Source organism: Polyangium sp. y55x31 (assembly GCF_029946505.1).
In the GTDB taxonomy this organism is placed as follows: Bacteria; Myxococcota_A; Polyangia; order Polyangiales; family Polyangiaceae; genus Polyangium.
This window is the reverse complement of sequence record NZ_JARZHG010000030.1, coordinates 1-24,116: the sequence shown is the minus strand read 5'-3', so window position 1 is coordinate 24,116 and position 24,116 is coordinate 1. Positions and strand designations below refer to the sequence as shown.

At 69.4% G+C, this 24,116-nt stretch carries 19 protein-coding genes; 9 read left to right on the top strand and 10 right to left on the bottom strand.

Going from position 1 to position 24,116, the window contains the following annotated elements; all coding sequences use genetic code 11:
- Positions 1-13: 13 nt before the first annotated feature.
- Together QHF84_RS36340 and QHF84_RS36335 are read right to left on the bottom strand one after the other, a co-directional pair.
- A complete protein-coding gene (locus tag QHF84_RS36340) occupies positions 14-3,880 on the bottom strand; it encodes a MopE-related protein (RefSeq protein ID WP_281318123.1) in 3,867 nt (1,288 codons plus the stop codon).
- Positions 3,881-4,109: 229 nt separating this feature from the next.
- A complete protein-coding gene (locus QHF84_RS36335) occupies positions 4,110-6,227 on the bottom strand; it encodes an OmpA family protein (protein ID WP_281318122.1) in 2,118 nt (705 codons plus the stop codon).
- Positions 6,228-6,656: 429 nt separating this feature from the next.
- Here QHF84_RS36335 and QHF84_RS36330 point away from each other — a divergent pair, with 429 nt between their 5' ends.
- Both QHF84_RS36330 and ileS read left to right on the top strand, forming a co-directional pair.
- Positions 6,657-6,941: a hypothetical protein gene (locus QHF84_RS36330; RefSeq protein WP_281318121.1), complete on the top strand. Its 285-nt coding sequence runs from the start codon at positions 6,657-6,659 to the stop codon at positions 6,939-6,941.
- A 73-nt stretch (positions 6,942-7,014) separates the two neighbouring features.
- The gene (ileS, locus tag QHF84_RS36325) at positions 7,015-10,797 is read left to right on the top strand and encodes an isoleucine--tRNA ligase (RefSeq protein WP_281318120.1); all 3,783 of its coding nucleotides are present in this window, start codon (positions 7,015-7,017) and stop codon (positions 10,795-10,797) included.
- A gap of 77 nt (positions 10,798-10,874) precedes the next feature.
- Here the strand turns inward: ileS and QHF84_RS36320 are convergent, their stop codons facing one another.
- From QHF84_RS36320 to QHF84_RS36310, 3 genes are all read right to left on the bottom strand, one after another.
- Entirely contained in the window at positions 10,875-11,075 is a 201-nt protein-coding gene (locus tag QHF84_RS36320) for a hypothetical protein (RefSeq protein ID WP_281318119.1), read from the bottom strand.
- Between the two features lie 150 nt (positions 11,076-11,225).
- Positions 11,226-11,948 (bottom strand): nucleotidyltransferase family protein, encoded by a 723-nt coding sequence (locus QHF84_RS36315; RefSeq protein ID WP_281318118.1) that lies wholly within the window; start codon positions 11,946-11,948, stop codon positions 11,226-11,228.
- 28 nt (positions 11,949-11,976) lie between these two features.
- Positions 11,977-12,699: a tetratricopeptide repeat protein gene (locus tag QHF84_RS36310; protein ID WP_281318117.1), complete on the bottom strand. Its 723-nt coding sequence runs from the start codon at positions 12,697-12,699 to the stop codon at positions 11,977-11,979.
- A gap of 121 nt (positions 12,700-12,820) precedes the next feature.
- Here QHF84_RS36310 and QHF84_RS36305 point away from each other — a divergent pair, with 121 nt between their 5' ends.
- Both QHF84_RS36305 and QHF84_RS36300 read left to right on the top strand, forming a co-directional pair.
- Positions 12,821-13,246, top strand: coding sequence for a tellurite resistance TerB family protein (locus QHF84_RS36305; RefSeq protein WP_281318116.1), 426 nt, complete (start codon positions 12,821-12,823; stop codon positions 13,244-13,246).
- Positions 13,247-13,325: 79 nt separating this feature from the next.
- Positions 13,326-14,186: a serine/threonine-protein kinase gene (locus tag QHF84_RS36300; protein WP_281318115.1), complete on the top strand. Its 861-nt coding sequence runs from the start codon at positions 13,326-13,328 to the stop codon at positions 14,184-14,186.
- A gap of 127 nt (positions 14,187-14,313) precedes the next feature.
- Here the strand turns inward: QHF84_RS36300 and QHF84_RS36295 are convergent, their stop codons facing one another.
- Positions 14,314-14,850, bottom strand: a complete 537-nt coding sequence (locus tag QHF84_RS36295) for an FKBP-type peptidyl-prolyl cis-trans isomerase (protein WP_281318114.1) — start codon at positions 14,848-14,850, stop codon at positions 14,314-14,316.
- A gap of 137 nt (positions 14,851-14,987) precedes the next feature.
- On the opposite strand from QHF84_RS36295, the gene QHF84_RS36290 reads away from it, so the two are divergent.
- Positions 14,988-15,689 carry a hypothetical protein gene (locus QHF84_RS36290; RefSeq protein WP_281318113.1) on the top strand — a complete coding sequence of 234 codons (702 nt, stop codon included), beginning with the start codon at positions 14,988-14,990 and terminating at the stop codon, positions 15,687-15,689.
- A gap of 4 nt (positions 15,690-15,693) precedes the next feature.
- On the opposite strand, the gene QHF84_RS36285 is transcribed toward QHF84_RS36290, so the two are convergent.
- The 4 genes from QHF84_RS36285 to QHF84_RS36270 all read right to left on the bottom strand — a co-directional run bounded on the left by QHF84_RS36285 (position 15,694) and on the right by QHF84_RS36270 (position 20,406).
- Positions 15,694-16,611 carry a hypothetical protein gene (locus tag QHF84_RS36285; protein ID WP_281318112.1) on the bottom strand — a complete coding sequence of 306 codons (918 nt, stop codon included), beginning with the start codon at positions 16,609-16,611 and terminating at the stop codon, positions 15,694-15,696.
- Positions 16,612-16,667: 56 nt separating this feature from the next.
- A complete protein-coding gene (locus QHF84_RS36280; RefSeq protein ID WP_281318111.1) occupies positions 16,668-18,647 on the bottom strand; it encodes a serine/threonine protein kinase in 1,980 nt (659 codons plus the stop codon).
- A 197-nt stretch (positions 18,648-18,844) separates the two neighbouring features.
- Positions 18,845-19,456, bottom strand: coding sequence for a Uma2 family endonuclease (locus tag QHF84_RS36275; protein WP_281318110.1), 612 nt, complete (start codon positions 19,454-19,456; stop codon positions 18,845-18,847).
- Positions 19,457-19,563: 107 nt separating this feature from the next.
- Positions 19,564-20,406: a hypothetical protein gene (locus QHF84_RS36270; RefSeq protein ID WP_281318109.1), complete on the bottom strand. Its 843-nt coding sequence runs from the start codon at positions 20,404-20,406 to the stop codon at positions 19,564-19,566.
- Between the two features lie 205 nt (positions 20,407-20,611).
- Between QHF84_RS36270 and QHF84_RS36265 the strand changes: the two genes are divergently transcribed.
- From QHF84_RS36265 to QHF84_RS36250, 4 genes are read left to right on the top strand one after another with little or no spacing between them, the layout of a single operon-like run.
- Complete coding sequence (locus tag QHF84_RS36265; protein ID WP_281318108.1) at positions 20,612-21,607, top strand: beta-ketoacyl-ACP synthase III; 996 nt, start codon at positions 20,612-20,614, stop codon at positions 21,605-21,607.
- Positions 21,608-21,617: 10 nt separating this feature from the next.
- Complete coding sequence (gene nadC, locus QHF84_RS36260) at positions 21,618-22,466, top strand: carboxylating nicotinate-nucleotide diphosphorylase (RefSeq protein ID WP_281318107.1); 849 nt, start codon at positions 21,618-21,620, stop codon at positions 22,464-22,466.
- Entirely contained in the window at positions 22,463-23,320 is an 858-nt protein-coding gene (locus QHF84_RS36255) for a biotin--[acetyl-CoA-carboxylase] ligase (protein ID WP_281318106.1), read from the top strand. Before nadC ends, QHF84_RS36255 begins: the two co-directional genes overlap by 4 nt.
- Positions 23,321-23,334: 14 nt before the next feature.
- Positions 23,335-23,988, top strand: a complete 654-nt coding sequence (locus QHF84_RS36250; RefSeq protein ID WP_281318105.1) for a radical SAM protein — start codon at positions 23,335-23,337, stop codon at positions 23,986-23,988.
- The last annotated feature ends 128 nt before the right edge of the window (positions 23,989-24,116 follow it).

Genomic DNA, 24,116 nt, shown 5'->3' with positions numbered 1-24,116 from the left:
GCTTCCTGCGGCGCTAGTTGCGCCTGCGGCGGCGAACGAGAGCCGTGCCCGCTGCGAGCGCGAGCAGGAAGCCCACGCCCGGCGCGCCATCGTTGCCAGGCCGCGCGGCGCAGAAGCCGTTGCCCGTCAGGATCGTGCCGTCGCGGACGTCGTCGGCCGGATTGAGCGGATCGCTCTCACCCGAGTCGACCACGCCGTTCTTGTTCGTGTCCTCCTCGCCGTCCTTGAGGCCGCCGTTGTCCGTGTCCGCGTCGAGCGGATCGGTCGTCGTCGCGCCCTTGTCCCCGTCGGGAACGCAGTTTTCTGCCGCTGCGTCCGTGGCCGGGTTCGAGCAATCGAAGCCGAGCTCGGTGCCGTCCTTCAGGCCGTCGTTGTCGCTGTCCGGATCGAGCGCGTTGACCTTGCCGTCGCCGTCCGTGTCCTCGCCGGGCTTGAGCTCCTGCCCGTCGGGCACGCCGTCGTCGTCCGAGTCCGCGTCGTTCGGGTCGGTCCCGAGATCGGCCTCCTCGTCGTCCGTCAGCCCGTCGTTGTCCGAGTCCTTGGGCGGAACGACGTTGTCGTCGGCCGGATCGTTCGGATCCCGCTCGTTCGGATCGACCACGCCGTCCTTGTCCGTGTCCTCGTCGCCGTCGTTCACGCCGCCGTCGTCGGTGTCGGGATCGACCGGCGAGGTCGTCGTGGCGCCGTTGTCGCCGTCGGCGACGCAGTTGTTCTTCGCCGGGTCCGTGGCCGGATTCGAGCAGTTCTTGCCCATCTCCGTGCCGTCCTTCAGGCCGTCGCCGTCGCTGTCCGGATCGAGCGCGTTGATGACGCCGTCGCCGTCGGTGTCGTCGGTCGGGTTCGGCTCCTCGCCGTCGATCACGCCGTCGTCGTCGGAGTCCGCATCTTCCGGGTCCGTACCGATCTCGTTCTCGTAGTCGTCCGTCAGCCCGTCGCCGTCCGTGTCCGGCTTCGTGGTGTCGTCCGACGGATCGTTCGGATCGAGCTCGCCCGGATCCACGGCGCCGTTGCGGTTCTCGTCCTCGGAGCCGTCGATGACGCCGCCGTCGTCGGTGTCCGCGTCGAGCGGCGAGGTCTTCGTGCTCGGATCCGCGTCCGCGATGCACTTGTTCTTCGACGTGTCCGTGGCCGGGTTCGAGCAGTCCTTGCCGCTCTCGGTGCCGTCGAAGAGCCCGTCGTTGTCGCTGTCCGGATCGAGCCCGTTGATCAGGCCGTCACCGTCCGTGTCCGCGCTCGGGTTCGGCTCCTCGCCGTCGAGCAGGCCGTCGTCGTCCGAGTCCGCGTCGTTCGGGTTCGTCCCGATCTGCTCCTCGAGATCGTCGCTCAGGCCGTCGCCGTCGCTGTCGGTCGGCGCGTTCGAGTCGTCGGCCGGATCGTTCGGATCCCGCTCGCCCTCGTCGATCTTGCCGTTCAGGTTCGTGTCCTCGTCACCGTCGGGCACGCCGCCGTTGTCCGTGTCCGCGTCGAGCGGGTCGGTCGTCGTGCTCGGATCGGCGTCGGCGCGGCAGCTCTGCGCGTCCGGATCCGTCGCCGGGTTTGCGCAGTCCTTGCCGAGCTCGGTGCCGTCGAAGAGACCGTCGTCGTCGCTGTCCGGATCGAGCGCGTTGATCAGGCCATCGCCGTCCGTGTCGACGTTCCACTGCGGCTCGTCGCCGTCGCTCACGCCGTCGTCGTCGGAGTCCGCGTCGTTCGGATCGGTGCCGTTCTGGGTCTCGACGTCGTCGGAGATGCCGTCGCCGTCGGAGTCCTGGCAGTTGACGTCGACCTGGCCGTCGCAGTCGTTGTCGATGCCGTCGCCGCAGATCTCGGTCCCGGGCGTGCCGGGGACCGCGTTGCAAGCGGCCATGTCCGGCGCGGTGCAGGCGATGACGCCCGACGCCATGCAGGCGCCGACGCCCGCGGAGCACACCATGCCGACGTTGAAGCCGTCGTCGACGGTGCCGTCGCAGTTGTCATCGATGCCGTTGCAGGTCTCGATGCCGGGCTCGTCCGGGAAGGCGTTGCAGGCCGAGGTGCCGTTCGGCAAGCACGCGAACACGCCCGCGTTTTCACAAGCGCCGACGCCGGCCGAGCACGCCATCCCGACGTTGAAGTTGTCGTCGATGGTGCCGTTGCAGTCGTTGTCGAGGCCGTCGCAGATCTCCGCGCCCGTGGCCACGCAGACGCACTTGTTCGTCATGACATTACACGTCGGCGTGGCGCCGCCGCAGTGCACGTCGGTGACGCACTCGACGCAGGTGTTCGGCGTCGCGGCCACGTTGCAGGCGGGCGTGGGCGCCATGCAGTTCATGTCCGACTCGCACTGATCGATCACGATCGGCGTCGGCGGCTCGCCGCTCGTCGGACCGTTGCCGTCGGTCGGCGTCTCCTCGGAGGGCGCGCCTTGCTGGCCCTCGGCCGTGATGGTCGCCTGGTTGTTGATCGTGCCCGACGCGTTCGCGTTCACGGTGACGCGGAACTTCACGGTCGTCGTGTCGCCGACGAGCATCGTTCCGCCGGTCGTCTCGTTCGCGCCCGTGCCGAGCCGGATGATCACCGTGTTCGTGCCGGCGTCGTACTCGGCCTGATCGTCGGCGAGCGCGTCCGTCTTCGCGCCCGTGTTCGGACCCGACGAGATCTCGATCGAGCCCGGCACGTACGTCACGCCCATCGGGATCGGATCCGTCAGCACGGTCTTTACCGACGTGTCGTTGCCGGTGTTCGTCGCGACGATCGTGTACTCGACGACGTCGCCCGGCAGGAGCGCACCGCCGTTCACGTCGACGGCCGACTTCAGGGACGTCGAGAAATCGGGCTTGTACGTGGGGATCGAGGTCACGAACCCGGCGAGCCAGTACTGCTCCTGGGTGCTCGTCGCCGCGATCGGCGCGGACTTCTGGCCTGGCATGAGCTTGTTCGTGATGTCCACGATGTCCATGTCCATGCCCCCCATGCTGCCGGCCGTGCCGGCGAGCTGGGGCAGGTCACCCACGACCGTCACGGGGACCGCGACGCCCGCGACTACGTTCGACCGCGTGCGGTTGAAGAAGTTCGTCTCCGGGTTCAGCGCGTTCGAGAGCGGCGGGGCAGCGCCGAATGAGAACGAGTCACCCGTGAGCGTCGTGTCGCCCTCGAACGCGACCACGCCGAGCCGCGCGTTCGCGAACGCCGGCGGGACGAGGAAGCCCGAGAGCGTCACGTTCTGCGGGTTGTTCTGGGCCACGATGTCGAGCCCGTCGAAGATCGCCAGGTTGCGCGGCGGATCCGAGGCGCGCTCGTAGAGCACGATCATGTACCAGCCGGCGAACGTGGTCTCGTCGTCGGCCCCCTGGCCGACCGGGTTCTCGACGTCCACGCCCGAGACGCGATACGCGCCGGACCCTTGCGCCTGCACGATCGACGTGATGTCGGCGACGCTCTGATAGGCGTTGTTCTGCGTCGTCGTGTAGCTCTGGATCGACGTCACGTTCTGGCTGAAGCCGCCCGGCCGATCGATCGTGGCCGTGGTGTCGGCGCCCGCCGAGGCCCGCGTCGCGCCCCAGTAGAGAAACGCGTGCGTGACCGTCGCGCCCGCCGGGATCGTGAGGATCGCGGTGCTCCGCGCGTTCGCGACCGTGATGCCCGTGTTCGCCTCGGCCTGCCCGTCCATCGGAGAATCCGAGCGCCACAGGATGTCGATGCCGCTGTCCGTGGTCGCGTTGTTGCCGCACGCCCCGACGTTGCCGACGACGGGCGCGGGCGGGTTGCCTGCGCAGTCGTGGCCGAGCGTGTTGCCGATGAGGAGGAAGTCGCCCTTCTGATCGACCTGCACGCGCAGGTTCTGCGCGGCAGCCGCGTCGCGGGCCGAGATCCCGAGCGCTGTGACGCTCGCGAGTCCCGCCAAAAGCAAATGTTTTCTCATGTCTGGTCCCTTGTCGCAGTCCTTTGGTGTTCCAACGGATTGCTCGACGGCCCGACCGACCGTCCTCTTGTGAGGTGGCGCGGATTCCAAAGTCCGAGCGCCACGCAGACCTCTGCGCGCACCTCACGGGAGCGAGCCGAGGTGATGAAGGTAGGGGTCCGGAGGCCCTTTCGAGCCTCCGGACCGCGGTTGATACGGAGCGCCCGCTTTCGCGGGCGCCCCGCGTTCCTCACTTCTTGGTGGGAGCCGGAGCAACCTTCTTCGGCGCGGCGGGCGCGGGAGCGGCGCCCTTCGGTGCCGCAGGCGCGGGAGCGGCGCCCTTCGGTGCCGCAGGCGCGGGAGCGGCGCCCTTCGGCGCGGCCGGGGCAGCACCCTTCGGCGCGGCCGGCGCAGCGCCCTTCGGCGCAGCCGGAGCCGCACCCTTCGGCGCGGCGGGCGGCGGCGCAGGCGGCGCGACGTTCTCGTACTTCTTGATCGAGCCGTCCTTCATCTTCTTCTCGAGGATGACGAACTGCACGCGGCGGTTGGCCTGGCGGCCCTCCTCCGTCGCGTTGTCGCCCACGGGCCGATCCGGGCCGTAGCCCATCGTCGTCATGCGATCCGCGCTCACGCCGCGCTTGGCGAGCGCGGCCTTCACCGCGTCGGCGCGCGCCTGCGACAGCTTCGTGTTGAGCTGCTTCGAGCCGCGGCTGTCGGTGTGGCCCTGGACCTCGACCTTGACGAGCTCCGGGTGCTCGTTGAGCACGGCCGCGACCTCGTCGAGCAGCGTATCGCTGACCTTGCGGATCGTCGCCTTGGCCGTGTCGAACTGCACCTGCTGCAGGATGATGACCTCGGTCTCGGTGACGCGGACCGCCTTCGGGCAGCCGTTCTGCTTCGGATCCGGATCGGGCTTGCCCTTCTCGTTCGGGCAGGCGTCCTTGTCGTCGCGGATCGTGTCGCCGTCGGTGTCGCCGGGGCAGCCGTTCGTCGCCGGATCGTTCGTCTTGATGCCGGGGATCTCCGGGCACGCGTCCTGCGCGTCGTACACGCCGTCGTTGTCCTTGTCCGGCGGGCAGCCGTTCTTCTTCGGATCGGGATCGGACACGCCGGGCACGTCGATGCAGGCGTCCTGCGCGTCGATGATGCCGTCCTTGTCCTTGTCGGGCGGGCAGCCGTTGCGCGCCGGATCGGGATCGGACACGCCCTTCACGTCCGGGCAGGCGTCCTTGTCGTCGTAGATCCCGTCGTCGTCGCTGTCCGGCGGGCAGCCGTTCTTCTTCGGATCCGCGTTCGCCACGCCCTTGAGATCCGGGCAGGAGTCCTGCTCGTCGAGGATCGTGTCGTTGTCGCGATCCGCCGGGCAGCCGTTCTTCGCCGGGTCGGAGTGCTTCACGCCCTTCACGTCGACGCAGGCGTCTTCCTTGTCGACGATGCCGTCGCCGTCCGTGTCCTTCGCCTTCCACTTCGGCGTGTACGCGAGCGAGCCGACGACGCGGAAGTCCGGCGTACCGATGCCGGAGGCGAGGCCGGGGCCGGCGGCGACGCCCGCCTCGAAGTTCTCGGCGAAGCGGTACTTCGCGCCGAGGAGCGCCTCGGCGTTGAGGCTCTGCCGCGTGGTCTCGCGCATCGAGGCGACGATGTTGAACTCGGGGCCGAGCTGGAAGTTACGCTCCTCGCCGAGCAGGAAGCCGATGCCGCCGCCCGCCACGAACGTCGTGCCGAGCAGGACGTTGCCGAAGTAGTTCTGGTCGGGGCGAATCTCCGGGCCGATCGCGGCCGAGTACACGAACCGGTCGTGCTTACCGCCCACGATGACTTGGGGCAGGCCGCGGACGCTGTTGTCCGTCACGAACGCGCCGGTGCCGGTCGGCACCCAGACGTAGCCGCCGATCGCGAGCTGGAAGATGCTGTCGTAGTCGCCGAGGACGCGCAGGCGGAGGCCGAGGCGCAGGTCGCCGAAATCGGCGCCGCTCGGCGAGCTGATGCCGAGCGTGTTCGTAGGATTCTCGCCGTTTTGATAGAGGGCGACCGGCACGTCGACGTTGACGAGCAGCCGCTCGAACAGCGCAAACGATCCGTTGAGGTGCAAATAGAGCTGGTTGCTCACGACCGAGCCGAGCGACTCGTCGTCGCTCTGGCGACGCAGCACGAGGGGGTTGTGCGCGTAGTCGACGATGAGCGCGGCGTGCGGCGTGAGATCGCCGTTCACATAGGGCGACTGGGCGCCGAAGAGCCGATCACCGGCCGGGGCGGGGTAGAACCGGTTGATGGCGAGATCGTCCGCACTTGCCGGCGCGGCGATGCCCGCGATCGACCCCAGCGCCGCCGCGCAGAGCAGCCACCTATATCCCTTGGAAGTTCGCATCGCGTGATTGACCTCTCGAATTTTCGTGTCGGAGTCCGCCAAAGGAAGGCTCGACGGAAGACGTCGCCCTGGAGTGACCCGAAGATGTCCGCCGCGTCGCTGCTGTATGTCTCCGGCGGCAGCGGACACGCGACCCTACCTATACACGGACTGTGCCCGCGACGGACCACAAACGATCTGGCCAAAACACGTTCTTCGCCCAATTCTGGTGAGGCTTGTCGGCAGCAACCCCGGGCCTCAACTGAGGCCTCTGGTCCTCGGATCGCGCCGCGACATACCCGCGTGGCATGCGACGTTACGCAACGAACCGAAACCAGTCGCAATTTCAATGATTGCTGTACCGTTTGGCCCGACCACCGACCGATCGTCCCGGCTGCACGAAGATCACGGGATCGTTGACAGCGGAATCGGCCCGGCGACGATGCCTCTGTGCTCCTCCCGCTCTTTCGCGCGCCGGCCGCGGCCCTCGTCCTCGGCGCTCTCGCCACTGCCCCGTTTCAATGCGCGCGTGATCCCGACCCCGAGAAGGCCATGGAGGAGCCGCCCGAGGACGCGCTCTATCAGCTCGCCGAGCAGTTCCGGGAGCGGGGCGACAAGGAGGCGCGCATCACCACGCTGCGTTTCCTCGCGACCCGCTACCCCTCGAGCCGCCTGGCCGAGCGCGCTCGGCAGGAGCTCGCCGAGCTCGGGGCGCCCGTCCCCGCGGCCCCCTGATATGGCCTGGAAACGTGGGAAGCGAGCGCGCTCGACGCCCTCCTCGGGCGAAACGTGCTAAGCGCAGCCGACCATGTCAGGCCGCGACTCTTCCCGGAAAAACCTCTTCAAGACCGTAAGGCCCGAGCTCGATTTCCCGAGAGACGAGGCCGAGATCCTCGCGTTCTGGAAGAGGGAGGGCATCTTCCAGAAGACGCTCTCGGCCGAGACGCGCGCCACGGGCCCGTCGAAGGGCACGTTCGTTTTCTACGAGGGGCCCCCCACGGCGAACGGCATGCCGCACAACGGCCACGTCCTCACGCGCGCCGTGAAGGACGTGTTCCCTCGCTACAAGACCATGCGCGGCTACGACGTGCCCCGCAAAGCCGGTTGGGACACGCACGGCCTGCCGGTCGAGGTCGAGGTCGAGAAAGAGCTCCGCATCCACGGCAAGGCGGACATCGAGAAGTACGGCGTCGAGCCCTTCGTGGCGCGCTGCATCGAGAGCGTCTTCCGCTACACGGACGCGTGGGAGAAGCTGACGGACAAGATCGGCTTCTGGGTCGACCTGCCCGACGCGTACGTCACGTACCACCGGAGCTACGTCGAGAGCGTCTGGTGGGCGCTCGCGAAGCTCTACGAAAAGGGCCTGCTCTACCAGGGGCACAAGGTCGTCTGGTGGTGGGCGCAGGGCGGGACGGCGCTCTCCAGCGCCGAGGTCGGTCAGGGCTACAAGACCGTCGACGATCCCAGCGTTTTTGTGGCGTTCGATCTCGTCGACGAGCCTGGCACGGCGCTGTGCGTCTGGACGACGACCCCGTGGACGTTGCCTTCGAACATGTACGCGGCGGTCCGCGCGGACTTCGACTACGTCGTCGTCGACGCTGGGGATCGCAAGCTCGTCATCGCTGCGGGCCTGCGCGAGGCGCTCGCGAAGAAGCTCGGCAAGGATCTGCCGGTTCTTTCGACCACCAAAGGATCGGCGCTCGTCGGCAAGCGCTACCGGCCCCCGTTCAACACGTACGAAGCGCTCTGGGACGCTGAGGCGCCGCTCGTTGGTGGAGGCAAGGACTTTGAGTACTGGAGGGTGCTCGCTGCGGACTTCGTGACGCTCGACGCGGGTACGGGCATCGTCCATCTCGCGCCGTTCTTCGGCGAGGATGACTTCAACGCCTACCGCAAAGACAGTGCGCGGTTCATCAAACCCCCCGAGCTGCTGAACGTCGTGGCGTCTGACGGGACGTTCACAAACGAGGCGGGAAAATACGCGGGCCGCTGGGTGAAGGACGCCGACAAGGACCTCCAGAAGGACCTCGGGCAAGCGGGCAAGCTCGTGTACGCGGAGCAGTATCGCCACGAGTATCCGTTCTGCTGGCGCGCGGACGACGACCCGCTCATCCAGTACGCCCGCCCGGCCTGGTACATCCGCACGACGGCGCTGATCCACAAGGCGATCGAGAACAACCAGACGGTCAACTGGTTGCCCGAGCACATCAAAACCGGCCGTTTCGGCGACTTCCTGGCGAACAACGTCGACTGGGCGCTCTCGCGCGAGCGCTACTGGGGCACGCCGCTGCCGATCTGGGTGAACGACCAGACGGGCGCGATGGAGGCCATCGACTCGGTGAACACGCTGCGCGCGCGGCCGGGCAACAACGTCGCCGAGGTCGAGCGCGAGCTCGCGGGCGCGCACCCGAAGACGGCCGAGCACCTGCTCGTGCACAAGCCCTGGATCGACAAGATCACCTACCAGAAGCCCGGCGAGCCCGGCACCTACCGGCGCGTCTCCGAGGTCATCGACTGCTGGTTCGACTCGGGCGCGATGCCCTTCGCGCAGTGGGGATTTCCGCACGCGGAAGGCTCGAAGGAGAAGTTCGACCGCGCCTTCCCGGCCGACTTCATCAGCGAGGCGATCGATCAGACCCGCGGCTGGTTCTACTCGCTGCTCATGATCTCGACGCTCGTCTTCGACGAGGAGACGCAGAAGTCCCTGGGCCTTTCGAGGATCCGCAGCTTCCCGCACCCGTACCAGACCTGCGTGGTGCTCGGGCACGTCGGCGATCGCGAGGGCAAGAAGGAGAGCAAGCAGAAGGGCAACTACACGCCGCCCGAGGTCATCCTCGACCGCGTCAGCATGGAGTTCGCGGTCTGCTCCGATCAGGACGACCCGCTGAAGGATCAGCGTGACGTGAAGCAGGGCGTCGCCCGCATCGCGCGCGAGGACTACGAAGGCCTCGATCTCCAGGGCGACAGCGCCAAGGTCAAACTTTACCGCGCCGATCGTCCGAACGAGGCGCTCGAGATCACGCTCCGGCCGACGTCGGGCATGGGCAAGTTCCCGCGCCGCGTCATCGTGATGCACACGTCGGACATCGAGGCCCTCGGGCTCGCTCCGGCCCGCGACGCCCTCCGTGTTCTGCCGAAGGACGTGCCGCGGCTTCCCCAGGAAAACCGCGTCTTCGTCGAGGATCCTTCGACGCCCGCGCCCGGCGCCGACGCGTTCCGCTGGTTCTTCTACGCGTCCTCGCCTCCGTGGACGAACACGCGTCACTCGCTGACGAACGTTCGCGCCGCGCAAAAGGAGTACGCGATCAAGATCCGGAACGTGTGGTCGTTCTTCGCGATCTACGCGAACATCGACGGCTTCGATCCGGCGCGCGGCAACCCCGATGCCCGCGGCGTTTCGCCCGCGGATCTCGCGAAGAGCGAGGGCTACCGGCCGGCACGCGAGCGCAGCTTGCTCGATCGGTGGTTGCTCTCCGAGCTCGCCCTCACGACCCGCGAGGTCACGCAGCACCTCGACAACTACCGCCTCTACGAGGCCGCGCAGCGGCTCGTCGACTTCGTGGACGCGCTCTCGAACTGGTACGTCCGGCGGAGCCGCGCGCGCTTCTGGTCGCCCGCGGAGGACGTCTCGGCCGAGGCCCTCGCCGACAAGCGCGACGCGTACTTCACGCTGTACGAGGCGCTCGTCGCGATCGCGCACCTCACGGCCCCGTTCACGCCGTTCCTCGCCGACGAGCTCTACCAGACGCTCGTCCGCGGCCCCTGGCCCACGTCCCAGCCTGAAAGCGTACACCTCACGAGTTACCCCGAGCCCGACCTCGCCGCGATCGACGAGGGCCTCGCGGCCGAGATGCGCGCCGTCCGCGAGCTCGTGAGCCTCGGCCTCCAGGTCCGCACCCTCAACAAGCTGAAGGTCCGCCAGCCCCTCGCGCGCGCCGACGTCATCGTCTCGAACCAGGCCATGCGCCGCGCGCTCGCGCAGCACGAGGCCCTCATCGCCGAGGAGCTCAACGTCAAGGAGGTCCGCTTCCTCGAGCCGGGGCAGGAGGGCGAGGCCGTTCGGTACGTGCTCAAACCGAACTTCCGCGCCCTCGGGCCGAAGCTCGGCAAGAAGGTGCAGCTCGCCAAGCAGGTCCTCGCCAAGGCGAACGCTGCCGAGCTCCGCACCGAGCTCGTCACGCGCGGCGCCATCGAGCTCGAGCTCGACGGCGAGAAGGTCTCGCTCGGGCCCGAGGAGATCGAGGTCGTGGTCGAGGCCGGCAAGGACTTCGCCGCGGCCGGCGGCAAGGCCGGCGTCGTCGTGCTCCACACGGCGCTCACGGACGCGCTCCGCGACGACGGCCTCTCCCGCGAGATCCTCTCGCGCGTGCAGGGCCTACGGAAGGACCTCTCGCTCGGCTTCACGGACCGCATCGCGCTCGCCATCGAGGGCAGCGAGCGCGTCCTCCGCGTCACGCGCGCGGCCAAGGACGAGATCGCGCGTGAAGCGCTCGTCCGCTCGTTCGAGATCGGCGGCTCGACCGTGAGCGGCGAGCGGCGCGAGCTCAACGTCGACGGCGAAGCGCTCGTCCTGACGATCGCGCGGGCCTGAAAAATCCCCGCAAAAAGCCCCACGAAGCGGGCCACCGCGGCTCGCCTCGTGGGGCGTGGGGAGGCTCCCGAAAAAACTCAGCGGCTCTGACTTCCGCGGCCGCCGCCTTGCTGCTGCTGGCCCGAGCGGGATGATTCACCGCCTTGCTCGCCCTCGGCCTGCTTGCCTTCCTCGACGAGCTCGCGCACGCGCTGGCCGCCCATCCGGCCGGCTTCTTCCACGGTCATCGAGCCTTTCTCCTCGGTGCCCTGGTTCCCCTGGTTTTTTTGCTGTGCCATGACGGACACTCCTCCCAGCGGGCGAGCATCCGGGGGAAAACCCCGCCGGCCGCATCGCCGCCTCCACCCTCCACGTGGGGCCAGGCAGGTCCGCGTCGAGGGGGGCGCCGACGATTGGTTTGTCCCCGAACGTATGGTCGGGCCGGCCCGTTACGCCTTCGTTTCAGGCAAATAACGTGGGCGATTGCGCTCGAACTCGTCCTGCGCCTCGGCGAAGTCGTCGCTGCGCCCGATGTCGAGCCAGTGCCCGCGGAAGGGGTGCGTCTGGATCGGCACCCGCGCCGCGAGCAGCGCGTGCATGAGCTGATCGAAGCCGAACGGCACGCCTTCCGGCACGAAGCGCAAGAGCGTCTCGCGGCTCATCGCGTAGATGCCCATGCTCACCCAGAACGAGTAGGTCGGTTTTTCCCGGAACCCGGTGACAGACCCCTCGGGGTCGAGCTCCAGCACGCCGAGGTCGATCTTCGTGGCGCGCTCGAACACGCAGACCGTGAGCGGCGCGTTCGCCTCGGCGCTTTTCTTCGCGAGCTCGGCGAAATCGAGGTCGCAGAGGATGTCACCGTTCATCACGAGGAACCGCTCGGGCAGCTCGTGGGCGATCGCGCGGAGCGGCCCGATCGTGCCGAGCGGCTGCTCCTCGCGCCGGTACGAGAGCTTGACGCCGTAACGGCTACCCTCGCCGAGCACGGCCTCGATCAGGCCGGCCTGGTGACCCGTGCACAGGGTCACGTCGTTCACGCCGTGGTACGCGAGCTGGCGGAGGAGGATCTCCACGATGGTCTGCTCGCCGATCGGCATGAGCGGCTTCGGGATGAGCGCCGTGTACGGCTTGAGACGGCTGCCCTTGCCGCCGGCGAGAACGATGGCCTTCATCGCGGCGAACGTACCACGCGAGGGCCGTTCACTGACGTGGCGGCGCGACTTCCCCCGACGGATCGGCCGTGAGGCACCCCTCGTCGAGCCCGAGCTGGCAGGCCTTCGTGAAGAGCACGGTCGCGCGGGCCGGATCCTTGCGCACGCCGTGGCCACGAACGTAGAGCCGACCGAGCTCGAGGCAGGCCTCGGCGTTGCCGCGCTCGCAGACGCGGGTGAAGAGCGTCGCCGCGAAGACCGGGTCGGCGCCGACGACGCGCCCCTCCAGGTAGGCCTTGCCGGCCGCGAGGCAGCCCCGGTTCGCGCCCGCGTCGCAGGCCTTGCGGTAGAGCGTCACCTCCTCGGTCGGATCGTCCTTCAGCGTGCCGTCGTGGTAGAGGTCGCCGAGCTTGATGCAGCCGCGCGCGCTGCCGTTCGTGCACGCGCCGCGGAAGAGGTCGATGGCCCGCGACGGGTCGGTGCGCACGACATCGCCGCGCATGTACATCGCGCCGAGCGTGACGCAGTCCTCGACGATCGCGTCGTTGCAGCCGTTCGTGCAGCCCACGAGATCGTTCTCGCCGCACGGCAGGCGCAGCTTGGGCGGCTCGGGTGCGGGCGCGACGGACGCGGCCGCGGGCTTTCCGTCGTCGATGTCTTGCGCCGCGAGATCCTCGGTCGGCGGGGCCTTCGGCGCGGGCGCGGGGCCGCAGGCGGCGAGCGCGAGCGCCCCGAGCGTCAAGAAGGCGGCGCCTTGATGGAAGGGGCGCATCCATGAAGGATGACACACGGATCGCCCGTGCCGGTGGTTTTCCTCGTTCGTGACGTCCGGGGCGTTCCGGGGCCTTTTCAGCGGACTTTTGGCCTCGGCGAGGACGGTGTAGGAAGGGGACATGCCGCCCATCTCCTTGCGATCCTCGCACACGCTCGACGAACCGAAGCTCGAGGCCCTCGTCGAGCTCATGTACCTCGCTGCGTACGCCGACGGCGAGTTCGGCGCCGAGGAGAAGCGCCATTTCGCGCGGAGCGTGCAGTCGCTGACGGACCGCAAGGTGACGCCGGAGCAACTGGAGCAGCTCATCACGCGGCTCGACGCGGCGCGGAAGGCCTCGGGCACGGCGGCGCTGCTCGCGGGCGCGCGGCAGACGCTCGGCAGCACCAGCGCTTGCCGCGTGGCCTTGAGCCTGGCGATCGGCGTGATCACGGCCGACGGCGCGATCTCGACCGCGGAGCGCGCCATGATCCACGAGATCGGCGCGGCGCTCGGGCTCGACCGTGAGGGAATCGAGGAGATGCTGCGCGAAGAGGAAGGCGTCTGACGCTCTGCGCCGCGCCGCCCTGGGCGCGCATGGCGCGGAGGAGACCCGGGCGGCCTGATTCTTGTTAAATTGAAGTCGCGTGAACTGGTCGAATCAAACCGGCTCGCATCAAATCCCGTTTCCGGTCCCGGGGACGACGCTCACGTCCACGCGCGGCACCTACGTCGTCGGTGCGCTCATCGGCGACGGCCAGTACGGATCGGTCTACGAGTGCATCGGACCGTTCGATCAACGGTATGCGCTCAAAATGTTGCGCCCCGCGAACAAGTCCTACCAGGCGGTGAAGGACGAGTGGGCGCAGGAGCTACGGCGCCTCGAGCAGTTTCGCCATCCGAACATCGTCTACATCCACGACGCGTTCGAGAACAACTACCTCTTCTACCTCGCGCTCGAGCGCTGCGACACGAGCCTGCGCGCGCTGCTCGGTCGTCCCTTCTCGGACCTCTTGCTCGTCGAGCTTTGCCGCCAGCTCCTCATGACGCTGCAGTACCTGCACGACAGCGGCGTCGTGCACTCGGACCTGCACGCGGGCAACGTGCTCATCTCGCAGCTCGATCGATCCCCGATCGTCAAGCTGACGGACTTCGGCGTGGCCCATCAGCTCCAGGGCAGCACGCGCTGGTTCCGCCCGCAGGTGGCGAACCCCAAGATCCTGACGCCGGAGCTCGTCACCGCCGGATACACGACGACGCAGAGCGACCTCTACCAGTTCGGTCTGCTCATGTACCAGATGCACACGGGTCAGCCCGCGATCGACGTGGACGTCGCGTATCCGGAGATCACGCGGCAGATCTCCGAGGGCGCGCCGCGCAAGAAGGCCGAAGCCCTCGGCACGCCCGTCGGCAACGTGATCGCCAAGCTCCTCCGACGCCGCGACGCCTACCGTTATCAATCGGCGCGCGAAGTCTGGGAGGATCTGCGCCAAGTCGCCTGGCGCTGAGCAGGCTGCCGATACACTTGCTGCGCGCCTTGGATCGTCGGTCGTCGTCCTCGGAATACGGGCGTATTCCTGCGTCCTCCTCCCTAGCTCCAGGGCGCTCGCTGCGTGTCTCAGCAGCCTGCTGGAGTCACTTCTTGGGCGCGTCCTTCGCCTTCGTTTCCTTGCCGGCTTCGCCCTTGCCGTCTGCCGGGCCGCGGCTCGGGGAGACGACCTCGAGCAGCTCGACGTCGAAGACGAGCGTCGCCTTGCCGGGGATCTTGGGCGGGCTGCCGTCGTCGCCGTAGCCGAGCTTCGAGGGGATCGTGAGCTTGCGTTTGCCGCCGACCTTCATGCCGGCGACGCCCTCGTCCCAGCCCTTGATGACCTGGCCTTTGCCGAGCTCGAACTCGAACGGCTCCTTGCCGACGGAGCTGTCGAACTTGAAGTTCGTCTTGAGCAACCGGCCCGTGTAGTGGACCTTGACCTTGTCGCCTTCTTTGGCCTCGGGGCCCGTGCCGACGGTGATGTCTTCCTTGATGAGGTCCGCGGGCTCCGGCTTCTCCGGCTCGCGCGGCGCTGCAGCGCGAGGCTCCGCGGACGGCTCGGGGACCTTGTTCTCACAGGCGGCGGTGACGACGCCGAGGGCGACGATCGCGAGCGAACCCAAACGACGGATGGCCATCATGGGCCCCTCCTATTCGACGAAAGCCGCTCGATCAAGCGCCCCGCGCCGAGAGCCGCCGAGCGCGCTCCGGGTCGTGATACGTTCCGGCGAACGGCCGCCGCGCGGGAAGGCGCTCGGCGCGCTCGGCGATGGCAGGCATGACGACCGCGCTTCCGCAGAAGCCGTTCGGCTCGACGGGGCTCTGCGTCTCGCCGCTCGGGCTCGTGGGCTCGGGCGGCCTCGACGCGGACACGGTCGAGCGCGCCTTTCACGAGCTCGGGGTGAACTACTTCGTCGCCTCGCCCCTGTGGCCCGCGCTCTCGGCGGGCGTGCTCAGGCTCGTGCGCGCGGGGCATCGTGATCGGATGGTGATCGCGGCCGGCGCGCACGTGCCGATCGGCGCGATGGTGCCGCGGGAGTGGGCGCTCGTGACGCGTGGGATGGGCGTCGGGCACGTGGACGTGTTCCACCTGCTCGGGGTGCGCGCGCGGCTCTGGGCGGCCGGGGAGACGTGGCCCGCGATGCGGAAGCTCCGGGCCGAGGGGAAGGCGCGGGCGATCGGGATCGCTTGCGACGACGGCGCGCTCGCGGCGTCGCTCTGTGACGAGCTCGCGCCGGACGTGCTCACGATCCGCTACGAGTCCTCGCGCCGCGCGGTCGAGGCCGAGCTCTTCGCGACGCTCGCGGGCAAGCGTCCGGGCGTCGTGGTGTCGCCGGCGCGGAGGGACGCGGGCGGCGCGCACGCGCGGTTCGCGTTGAGCCATCCGGTGGTGGACGTGGCGCTCTGCGCGCCGCGCACGTTCGAGGAGATCGCGGAGGCCGTGGCGAGCGTGCTGCTCGGGCCGCTGCCAGCTCCGTAGGAGCTCAAAACGGTTTGGGGATGCTCTTCTTCGTCGTGGTCGTGGGCTTCGGCGACGGAGAGGACGTGCCGGGCAGGCTGACCGTCGGGCGCGTGGGCGGGTTCGTCGACGTGGTCGTCGGCTGAGGCTTGGGCGTCGTCGTGGTCGTGGTCGGCGTCGGCTTCGTGGTGCTCGTGGACGTCGCGGTCGCCGTGGGCTTCGGAGCTGTCGTTGTCGACGTGGTGTGCACTGGCTCCGTCGGCGTGGGCGCTTCGGCCGTGGCTTCGGGCGGCGGCGTGGACGGCGTGTCGCCGGTGGCCGGCGGATCGGAGGCGACGGTCACGGCGCTGGGCGCGGTGACGGGCGCGATCGGGGCGTCCTCGGCGGTGCTGCTCGAACCGCCGCGCAGGAGGAAAAAGCCGCCGAGCGAGAGGCAGCCGATGACGACGGCCGCGCCGAGCCCGATCGCGACGAGCGGCGGACCGCTGCTCCCGGAGGAGACGGCTCGAACGGGCGGAGGCGGCGGCATGCCGTACGCGGGCGGCCCTCCCATGCCCGGGCCGGGCGCGCCGTAGGGGGCCGGAGCACCGTAGGGGGCCGGCCCAGGGGCGGGAGCGCCGTAGGGAGCCGGTCCGGGCATGGGCGCGCCGTACGGGCCTGCAGCGGGCGGCGCGCCATACGGCGGCGGACCACCCACCTGGGTACCCGATCCCCCTCCGAACGGGGCGCCTGCGGGGGGCGCGGGGGCTGGGTAGACGGGGGCCTGTGCGGGGCCGGCGTCGACCATCGTGGTGGGCACGGGCGCGCCTGCGACGGGCGCGGGTGCGGGCATGCCGGGGGCCGGCGCGACGCCCGGGCCTTCGGGGCCGAACAGGGGCTCACCAACGATGGTTTTTCCAGGACCGTAGGGCCCGCCCGGCGGACCACCTTGCTGTTCGCTCATCTCGCCGACGTTCTCCTGGGCTCACGAGCTACGCGCTGCATGCGGGGACGAACTCTTCAGGGGTTTTGCCCCGGGATCGGGATCCGGATGCGGGGCCGACCGCTTCCGCTGGTCGAGGGCCGCGGCGTCGGCGTGGTCTGCGTCGGCGTGGCCGTCGGGGCCGGCGTGGTGTTCGTCGGCTGCGCCGTCGGCTGCTGGCCCGGTAGGGGGAAGGGGAGCGGGATCTGCGTGCTTCCCCAGGGGATCGGGATGCCGTTCGAGCCGAACGGGTTCGGGATGCCCGTCGGCGCGGTGCTCCCCGAGGCCGAGGGCTGCGGCGTCGAGGTGCCCGCGCCGCTCGTCGTGCCCGGGGGCTTCGTTCCGCCGACCGTGGTCGTCGTCTTCGGCACCGTGGTTTGCGGAATCGGTGGGTTCGTGTTCACCACGCCCGTCGTCTGGATCGGCTGCTGCGACCCCGGGTCCGAAGAGACGACCGTGGAGGGCGGCTGCTGGAGCGAGACGGGATCGCTGCCGTTCTCCTCTTTGCTCGTGAGCTTCTGCCCGAGGTACACGCCGCCGACGACCACGCCGGTCACGGCGGCCGCGAGCAAGAGCATCAGCGCGATCGACGAACCGCCGCTGCGCTTCTGCTGGGTCTGATGCGCGGGCGGCCCCCCGATCGGGTTCATCGGGGAGGTGGGCCCGTAGCCGGGCGTCGCGGCGTAGCCGTTCGCGGGCGGATATCCCGGCGCTGCGCCGTAGTTCGTCTGCACGGGCCCGTAGCCGCCGGCCGGGAGGGCTTGCCCGATCGCGGTGCCGCCGGGCCGCGGCGACATGTCGTACGCGCCGGGCGGGGCCGTGTGCGAGGCGAGAGGCGCGGCGGGGGCCGTGGCGTCGTACCTCGGGCCTGGCGTGAGGCTCTCGGCGAGGGGCTCGCCGATCGACGTGTGGGGCTGCCGGTGCGGCGCATCGAACCCGCCGAGCGGCGTCGCGCCGACCTGGGGCGGCGGGATCGAAGGTTCACTGACCCCGGGCGGAGGTTTGTCGTCGGTGGGGGGAAGCGTCTTCGGGATGGGCGAGGAGCCGGCGCCGCCGGGCGTCACGGCGGCCGCGGGCGAGGCGGCGGGCTTCGGCGTGACGGCGCCTGGCAAGGGTGTGGCGACCGCTGCGCCGGCGGCGCCGCTGCGCGTGCCGATCGCGAACGGCTCGAGCGCGCTCCGGAACTCGGCGACGGAGTTGTATCGATCGGGCGGCTTCGGCCCCATCGCGCGGTGCACGACGCTCGCGAGCTCGGGCGGCACGTGCGGCGCGAGATCCGTGAGCTGCGCGATCTGCCCCGTGAGATAGGCCGAGGCGATCTGGTGCGGCTCGTCGCCTCCGACGGGCCTTCGACCGGCGAGCATCTCGAAGACCATCACGCCGAGCGAGAAGATGTCGGCGCGGGCATCGACCGCGTCTGCGGAGTAGGCCTGCTCGGGGGCCATGTACTCGGGCGTCCCCATGATCACGCCGGGCCGCGTGAGGCCACGATCGAGCTCGCCCGTGACCTTCAGCTTGGCGATGCCGAAGTCGAGGAGCTTGAGGAGCGGCTCGCCCTTGGGCCCGCGGGTGATCATGACGTTGTCGGGCTTCAAGTCCCGGTGCACGACACCCGCGCGATGGGCGGCCTCGACGCCGTCGAGCATCTGGCTCGCGTACTCGAGCGCGTCGGCGTACGAGAGCCTCTGGCCTGCGTGGTAGAGCTCCTCGTAGAGGGTCTGGAGGGTCTTGCCCTCCAGGTACTCCATCACGATGAAGGCCTGCCCGGTCGACGTCTGGTCGACGTCGCTGACCCGCACGACGTGGGGGCTCTGGATCTGCGCCGACACGCGCGCTTCCTGGAGGAAGCGCTGCACGAGGCCTTGGCGTCGCGAGAGCTCGGGGTGGAGGAACTTGAGCGCCACGGTGGTGCCGAGCACCTCGTGACGCGCCTCGTACACGCTGCCCATCCCGCCATCGCCGATGACGCGGACGAGCCGGTACTTGTTGTTGATGACCTGGCCGACCTGAGGGCGCATGGGGACCTGTGCGGCGCTACTTTGGACGCGGGAGAGTGTCACAGCCCTATGGACGAACGACAAAGAATTTCGTCCTGTGGCAGCGATGCATTCGTGAGCCCGCGCTCCCGGCGTCGGGATGGGCGGGGCGGAAACGGAGACGGGCGCGGAAATCGGGGGTGGCGGGTGAGGCGGCGGGGCAGGGGCCCCGGGCGGACTCAGAGGGCGGCGAGGTCGTCCTCGGGGTCGTCGGCGGTGACGCGGTCCACCTCGGACCAGAGATCGTCGAGGTCGAGGACGAGGTCGTCGAAGCCCGGGACGGTCACCTGCCCGGAGGCGGCGGAGACAGCACGGATCCAGCGCCCTTGGGGGTCGAGGTCGAAGCACTCGACGATGCGCGCGGCGGGGTCGAACAGCCAGTACGACCGTACGCCGAAGCGCGCGTACTCGTTCGCCTTCTCGAAGCGGTCGCGGCGCACGTCGCGGGGATCGGGCGAGACGACCTCGACGATGAGCCGCGGGGGCTTGCGTGACAAAGACCCCAGGCCGAGGCGCGTGTCCGGCGGGTACATCGTGACGTCCGGCTTGCGCCCGCGCGTCGGCGCGACGCCGATCTTGTGCTCGGAGGCGAACACCACCCCGCGCCGAGGTCTCGCCCAGGACATGAGGACGAACAGGAGCCACGAGACGACCGCTTCGTGCGCGTGATTGGGCACCTCTTCCTCCACGAGGTAGCCATCGACGAGCTCCCCCGGCTCGTCCTCGGCCATGTCGGCCCACTGCTCGAGCGACATCGGCGGCGGGATGGGCATGGAGGGTGCTGCAACCATGGGGGAAGCGTACCACGAGGCGCGCCCGGAGGCGGGCCACGAAGCGGAGGCGAGGGCCCGAGCAGATACGGAAGCGGTTATGGAAGTGGAGCCGAGGCGGTGCTCGCTCAGCGCTCCCCGTCCGCAGCGCTCGTCTGTTTCGCCGCCACGGCGCTGCCTCCGACGTCGACCATGGCGCCGATCGCGTCCCGAAGCGCATCGCCGAGCGGGTCGAGCACGTCTTGCGCGCAGATCATCTCGTAGTCCGCGGGGAGCTCACCCGAGAGGAGCCACGCGCCGAGGTGTGCTTCGTCGCGCAGCACCGAGAGCACCTCCGGCTCGCCGTCCTTCGTCGTCACCAGCGCCCCGATGCTCGGACCTTCGTGGAGGAGCTGTGCTTCCACCGCTGCGAGCCGCGCCGCCGTGAGCCGCGGACGCCTGCGCGCGAGCGCCGCCCGCACGTGGATCCGCAGCGGAAGCTTCGTGTTCTTCTGCGTGCGCGGGAGCCTGTCGAGCAGGAGCGGCACGAGGCCGTCCGACGTGCGCAGCACGTGCACGAGACGGTTGCCCGAGGGCAGGAGCGTCACGTCTTCGAGCTCCTCGTACGCGATCTCCACCGTCCCGCCGCGCACGAGTGGCAGCGCCGGAACCGTCAGCGTGCGCAGCCCGAGCACGATCGCGAGGTCCTGCCGAGCGCCGAAGCGCCTCGCCAGTACGCCCGCGTAGATTCCACACGCGAGGAGCACCACGCCGAACGCGGCGAGCCCGAGGCCGATCCTGTCACCACGCGTGATCCCGACAGAGAGGCCGAGCGCAAAGCCGAGTACGAGAAGCACCGCGAACACCCACAACATGCGCGAGGGGTTTCGCAGCGGTACGCGGAGCTCTCGCCCCAGACACGCCGCCGAAAGCTCCGCGCGCTCGCGCTTTCGCGGATCTCGTTCTCGTTCCTTCGCTTGGCGTCCTTCCATCGTTCGTTGCTTTCCTCCCAGAGCCGTCCGAGCATGACGGAGAACGGTCGCGAAATGGAGCGACGGAGCGAACGCGGCACCGCAAAAAATCGTTCGCAGTTCGTTCAAGGATGCGTCCGCTCGGTCGGACGTATTCCGTCCGCTGACGCACCGTGTCGGTCGTTATGCCTTTGATACCCGGCCGAGTCGCATTACGAGCCAACGAATGCGTTCAGCGATTCTGGGCGTCGGCCATTACGTGCCGACCAAGGTGGTGACCAACGACGACCTCGCTCGCATGATGCCCACGAGCGACGAGTGGATCCAGCAGCGCACGGGGATCAAGGAGCGCCGGTACATCGAGCACGACGGCATCGGCGCGAGCGACCTCGCCGTCCCGGCCGTGCACATGGCCCTCGAGCGCGCCGGGCGGAAGGTCTCCGACGTCGACATGATCATCTTCGCGACCCTGAGCCCGGATCACTTCTTCCCCGGCTCGGGTTGCTTCCTCGGCGACAAGCTCGGCCTCGCCGGCGTGCCCGCGCTCGACATCCGCAACCAGTGCTCGGGGTTCCTCTACGGGCTGAGCGTCGCGGACGCGTGGGTCCGCACCGGGGCGTACAAGAACATCCTCGTCGTGGGCGCCGAGGTGCACTCGACGGGCGTGGAGTTCACCGAGCGCGGCCGCGACGTGGCCGTGCTCTTCGGCGACGGCGCGGGCGCGGCGCTCGTGGGCCCGAGCCCGTCCGACGACCGCGGCCTGATGTCGATCCACCTGCACGCCGATGGTTCGGGCGCAAAGGATCTCTGGATCCCCGCGCCCGCGTCGAAGCACATCCCGCGGATCACGCACGAGATGCTCGACAAGGGCGAGCAGTACCCGAAGATGATCGGCAAGCAGGTCTTCCGCTGGGCCACCGAGAAGATGCCCGAGGTCAGCCGCGAGGCGCTCGCCGCGGCCGGCATCGACATCGGCACCATCGATCTGTTCGTCCCGCACCAGGCGAACATGCGCATCAACCAGTTCGTGGCCGACAAACTCGGTTTGCCGCCGGAGAAGGTGGTCCACAACATCGAGCGGTACGGCAACACGACGGCCGCGACGATCCCCATCGGCCTCAGCGAGTCCGTGGCCGAAGGCCGCATCAAGGAGGGAACGACCGTGCTGACGGCCGCCTTCGGCAGCGGCTACACCTGGGGCGCAGCCGTGCTCCGGTGGTAAGAAGAGCCCGATGATTGCTCCCCCCATCCTCGACGCCATCGTCGATCGCGCGCTCGAAGAAGACCTCGCCGGCGGTGATCTCTCCGGCGAGGCCTGCGTCGACGCAGTTGCGCTGGCCGACGCCGCCGCCGTCGCGCGCAAGGCCGTGATCGCTTGCGGTGCGGAGGTGTTTCGCCGCGTGTTCACGCGTGTCGATCCGCGCTGCGTGGTGGACACGCTCGTGCCCGACGGGAATGAGGCGCCCGCCGGGACGACGCTCTGGCGCGTGCGAGGCCCTGCCCGCGCCGTGCTCGCGTCCGAGCGGACGGCGCTGAACCTCGTGCAGCGCATGACGGGCATCGCCACGGTCACACGCCGCTATGTCGACGCCGTGCCGAAAGGCGCGCGGACGCGCATCACCGACACGCGCAAAACCACGCCGGGGCTGCGCGCGCTCGAGCGGTACGCCGTGCGCATGGGGGGCGGGATCAACCACAGGAACGATCTCGGCAGCGCGGTGATGATCAAGGACAACCACATCGTCGCGGCCGGCGGCATCACCCGCGCCGTCGAGCGCGCGCGGGCGCACGCGCCGCACACGTCGCGCATCGAGGTCGAGGTCGACTCGCTCGTGCAGCTCGAGGAGGCGATCGCGGCGGGCGCGGACATCATCCTGCTCGACAACTTCTCGACCGAGGACGTCGCCCGCGCCGTCGCTCGCACCACGTCCCTCACGCCGCGGCCGATCCTCGAAGCCTCGGGTGGCATCACGCTCGAGCGCATCACGGAGCTCGCGCGCGCCGGCGTCGACGTGATCAGCGTCGGAGCCCTCACGCACTCGGCGCCCGCAGCCGACATCGGGCTCGATTTTCAGCTTTGAACGACCTCGATCCTCTCCGCATCGAGGCCGAGCTCGAAAGGCTCGGCGCGAGCATCGGCCGGCCCGTCGTCGTCGCCCCCGTCACCGCCTCGACGAACGACGACGCGCGCCGCGCCGCAGCCAAAGGCGCGCCCCACGGCGCGTCGTTCCTCGCCGACGCGCAGACCCAGGGCCGTGGCCGCAGCGGCCACGCATGGCACTCGCCGGCCGGGGAAAACCTCTACCTGTCCGTCGTCCTTCGCCCCAAGCTCGCGCCGCAAGCGTTGCCACCGCTCGCGCTCGTCCTCGGCGTCTGCGTCGCGCGGGTCGTCGACGAGCTGCTCGGGGCGAGCCCGTCGAGTGGTCCACGCGCCGGCGTCAAATGGCCGAACGACGTGCTCGTGGACGGCAAGAAGCTCGCAGGCCTGCTCGTCGAGACGGCCCTGCGCGGCGGCGCGATCGACGCCGTCATCGCAGGCATCGGGCTCAACGTGCACGCCTCCTCGTTCCCCGAGGAGCTCGCCTCCCGCGCGACCTCACTCCACGTGCTCGGCGGCCGCGGGCTCGATCGCTCGTCGATCGCCGCGCGTCTGCTCGCCGAGATCGGCCGCACCGTCCGCACCTTCGAGGCCGACGGACTCGACCCCTTCCTCGCCGAGCTCGACCACCGCGACGTCCTTCGCGGCGTACCCATCGACATCTCAGGCGTCTCGGGTACGGCCGCAGGCATCGATCGCGAAGGCTACCTCCGCGTGCTCACGAACGACGGCGTCACGCATCGCATCGGCTCGGGGAGTGTCACGACACACGGCCCGCTCGGCTCGCCGGGCGCTCGGGTTCGCGGCGGGCCTGGCGCGCGCGGGGCCGCAGGGTAAGAACGTCCCCGGCCGTGAAGGAAGACACCCTCGTCGTCCACGAGATTTATTCGAGCATCCAGGGCGAATCCACATTCGCCGGGCTGCCGTGCACGTTCGTGCGTTTGACCGGCTGCAACCTGCGTTGCGCCTGGTGCGACACGACGCAGGCGTTCTACGGCGGAAAGCGAATGCCACGCGGCGAGGTGCGAGAGAAGGCGCTCGCGTTCGGCACGCCGCTCGTCGAGCTGACGGGAGGCGAGCCACTCCTGCAACCCGGCGCAATCCCGCTCCTGCGCGAGCTCTGCGACGCAGGACGAACGGTCCTCGTGGAAACGAGCGGCGAAGCCGACGTCTCACGCGTCGATCCCCGCGTCCACAAGATCATGGACCTCAAAGCGCCCGGCAGCGGCGAGAGCCATCGCAACCGCTGGTCGAACCTCGCGCACATCGGCCCGCGCGACGAGATCAAGTTCGTCCTCGCCAACCGCGCCGACTACGAGTGGATGCGCGGCGTGATCCGCGAACGCGATCTCTCACGACTCGGCTGCACGCTGCTCGCGTCCGCCGTCTGGGGCAAACTCTCCCCGAAGGATCTCGTGGCCTGGGTGCTCGAGGACAGCCTCGTCGTGCGCGTGCAGGTCCAGCTCCACAAGGTGATCTGGGGCGCGGACGCGCAGGGCGTTTGAGGCTGGTGTCGTAGCGCCCGGGGCGTTGCCCCGGACCCCAGAAGGGGGCTGTCCGCCCCCTTCACCCCGGACCAGGCACGGCCTGGACCGAGGGCCGAGAAACCGCGCGATGCGCGGTTTCTCGGACG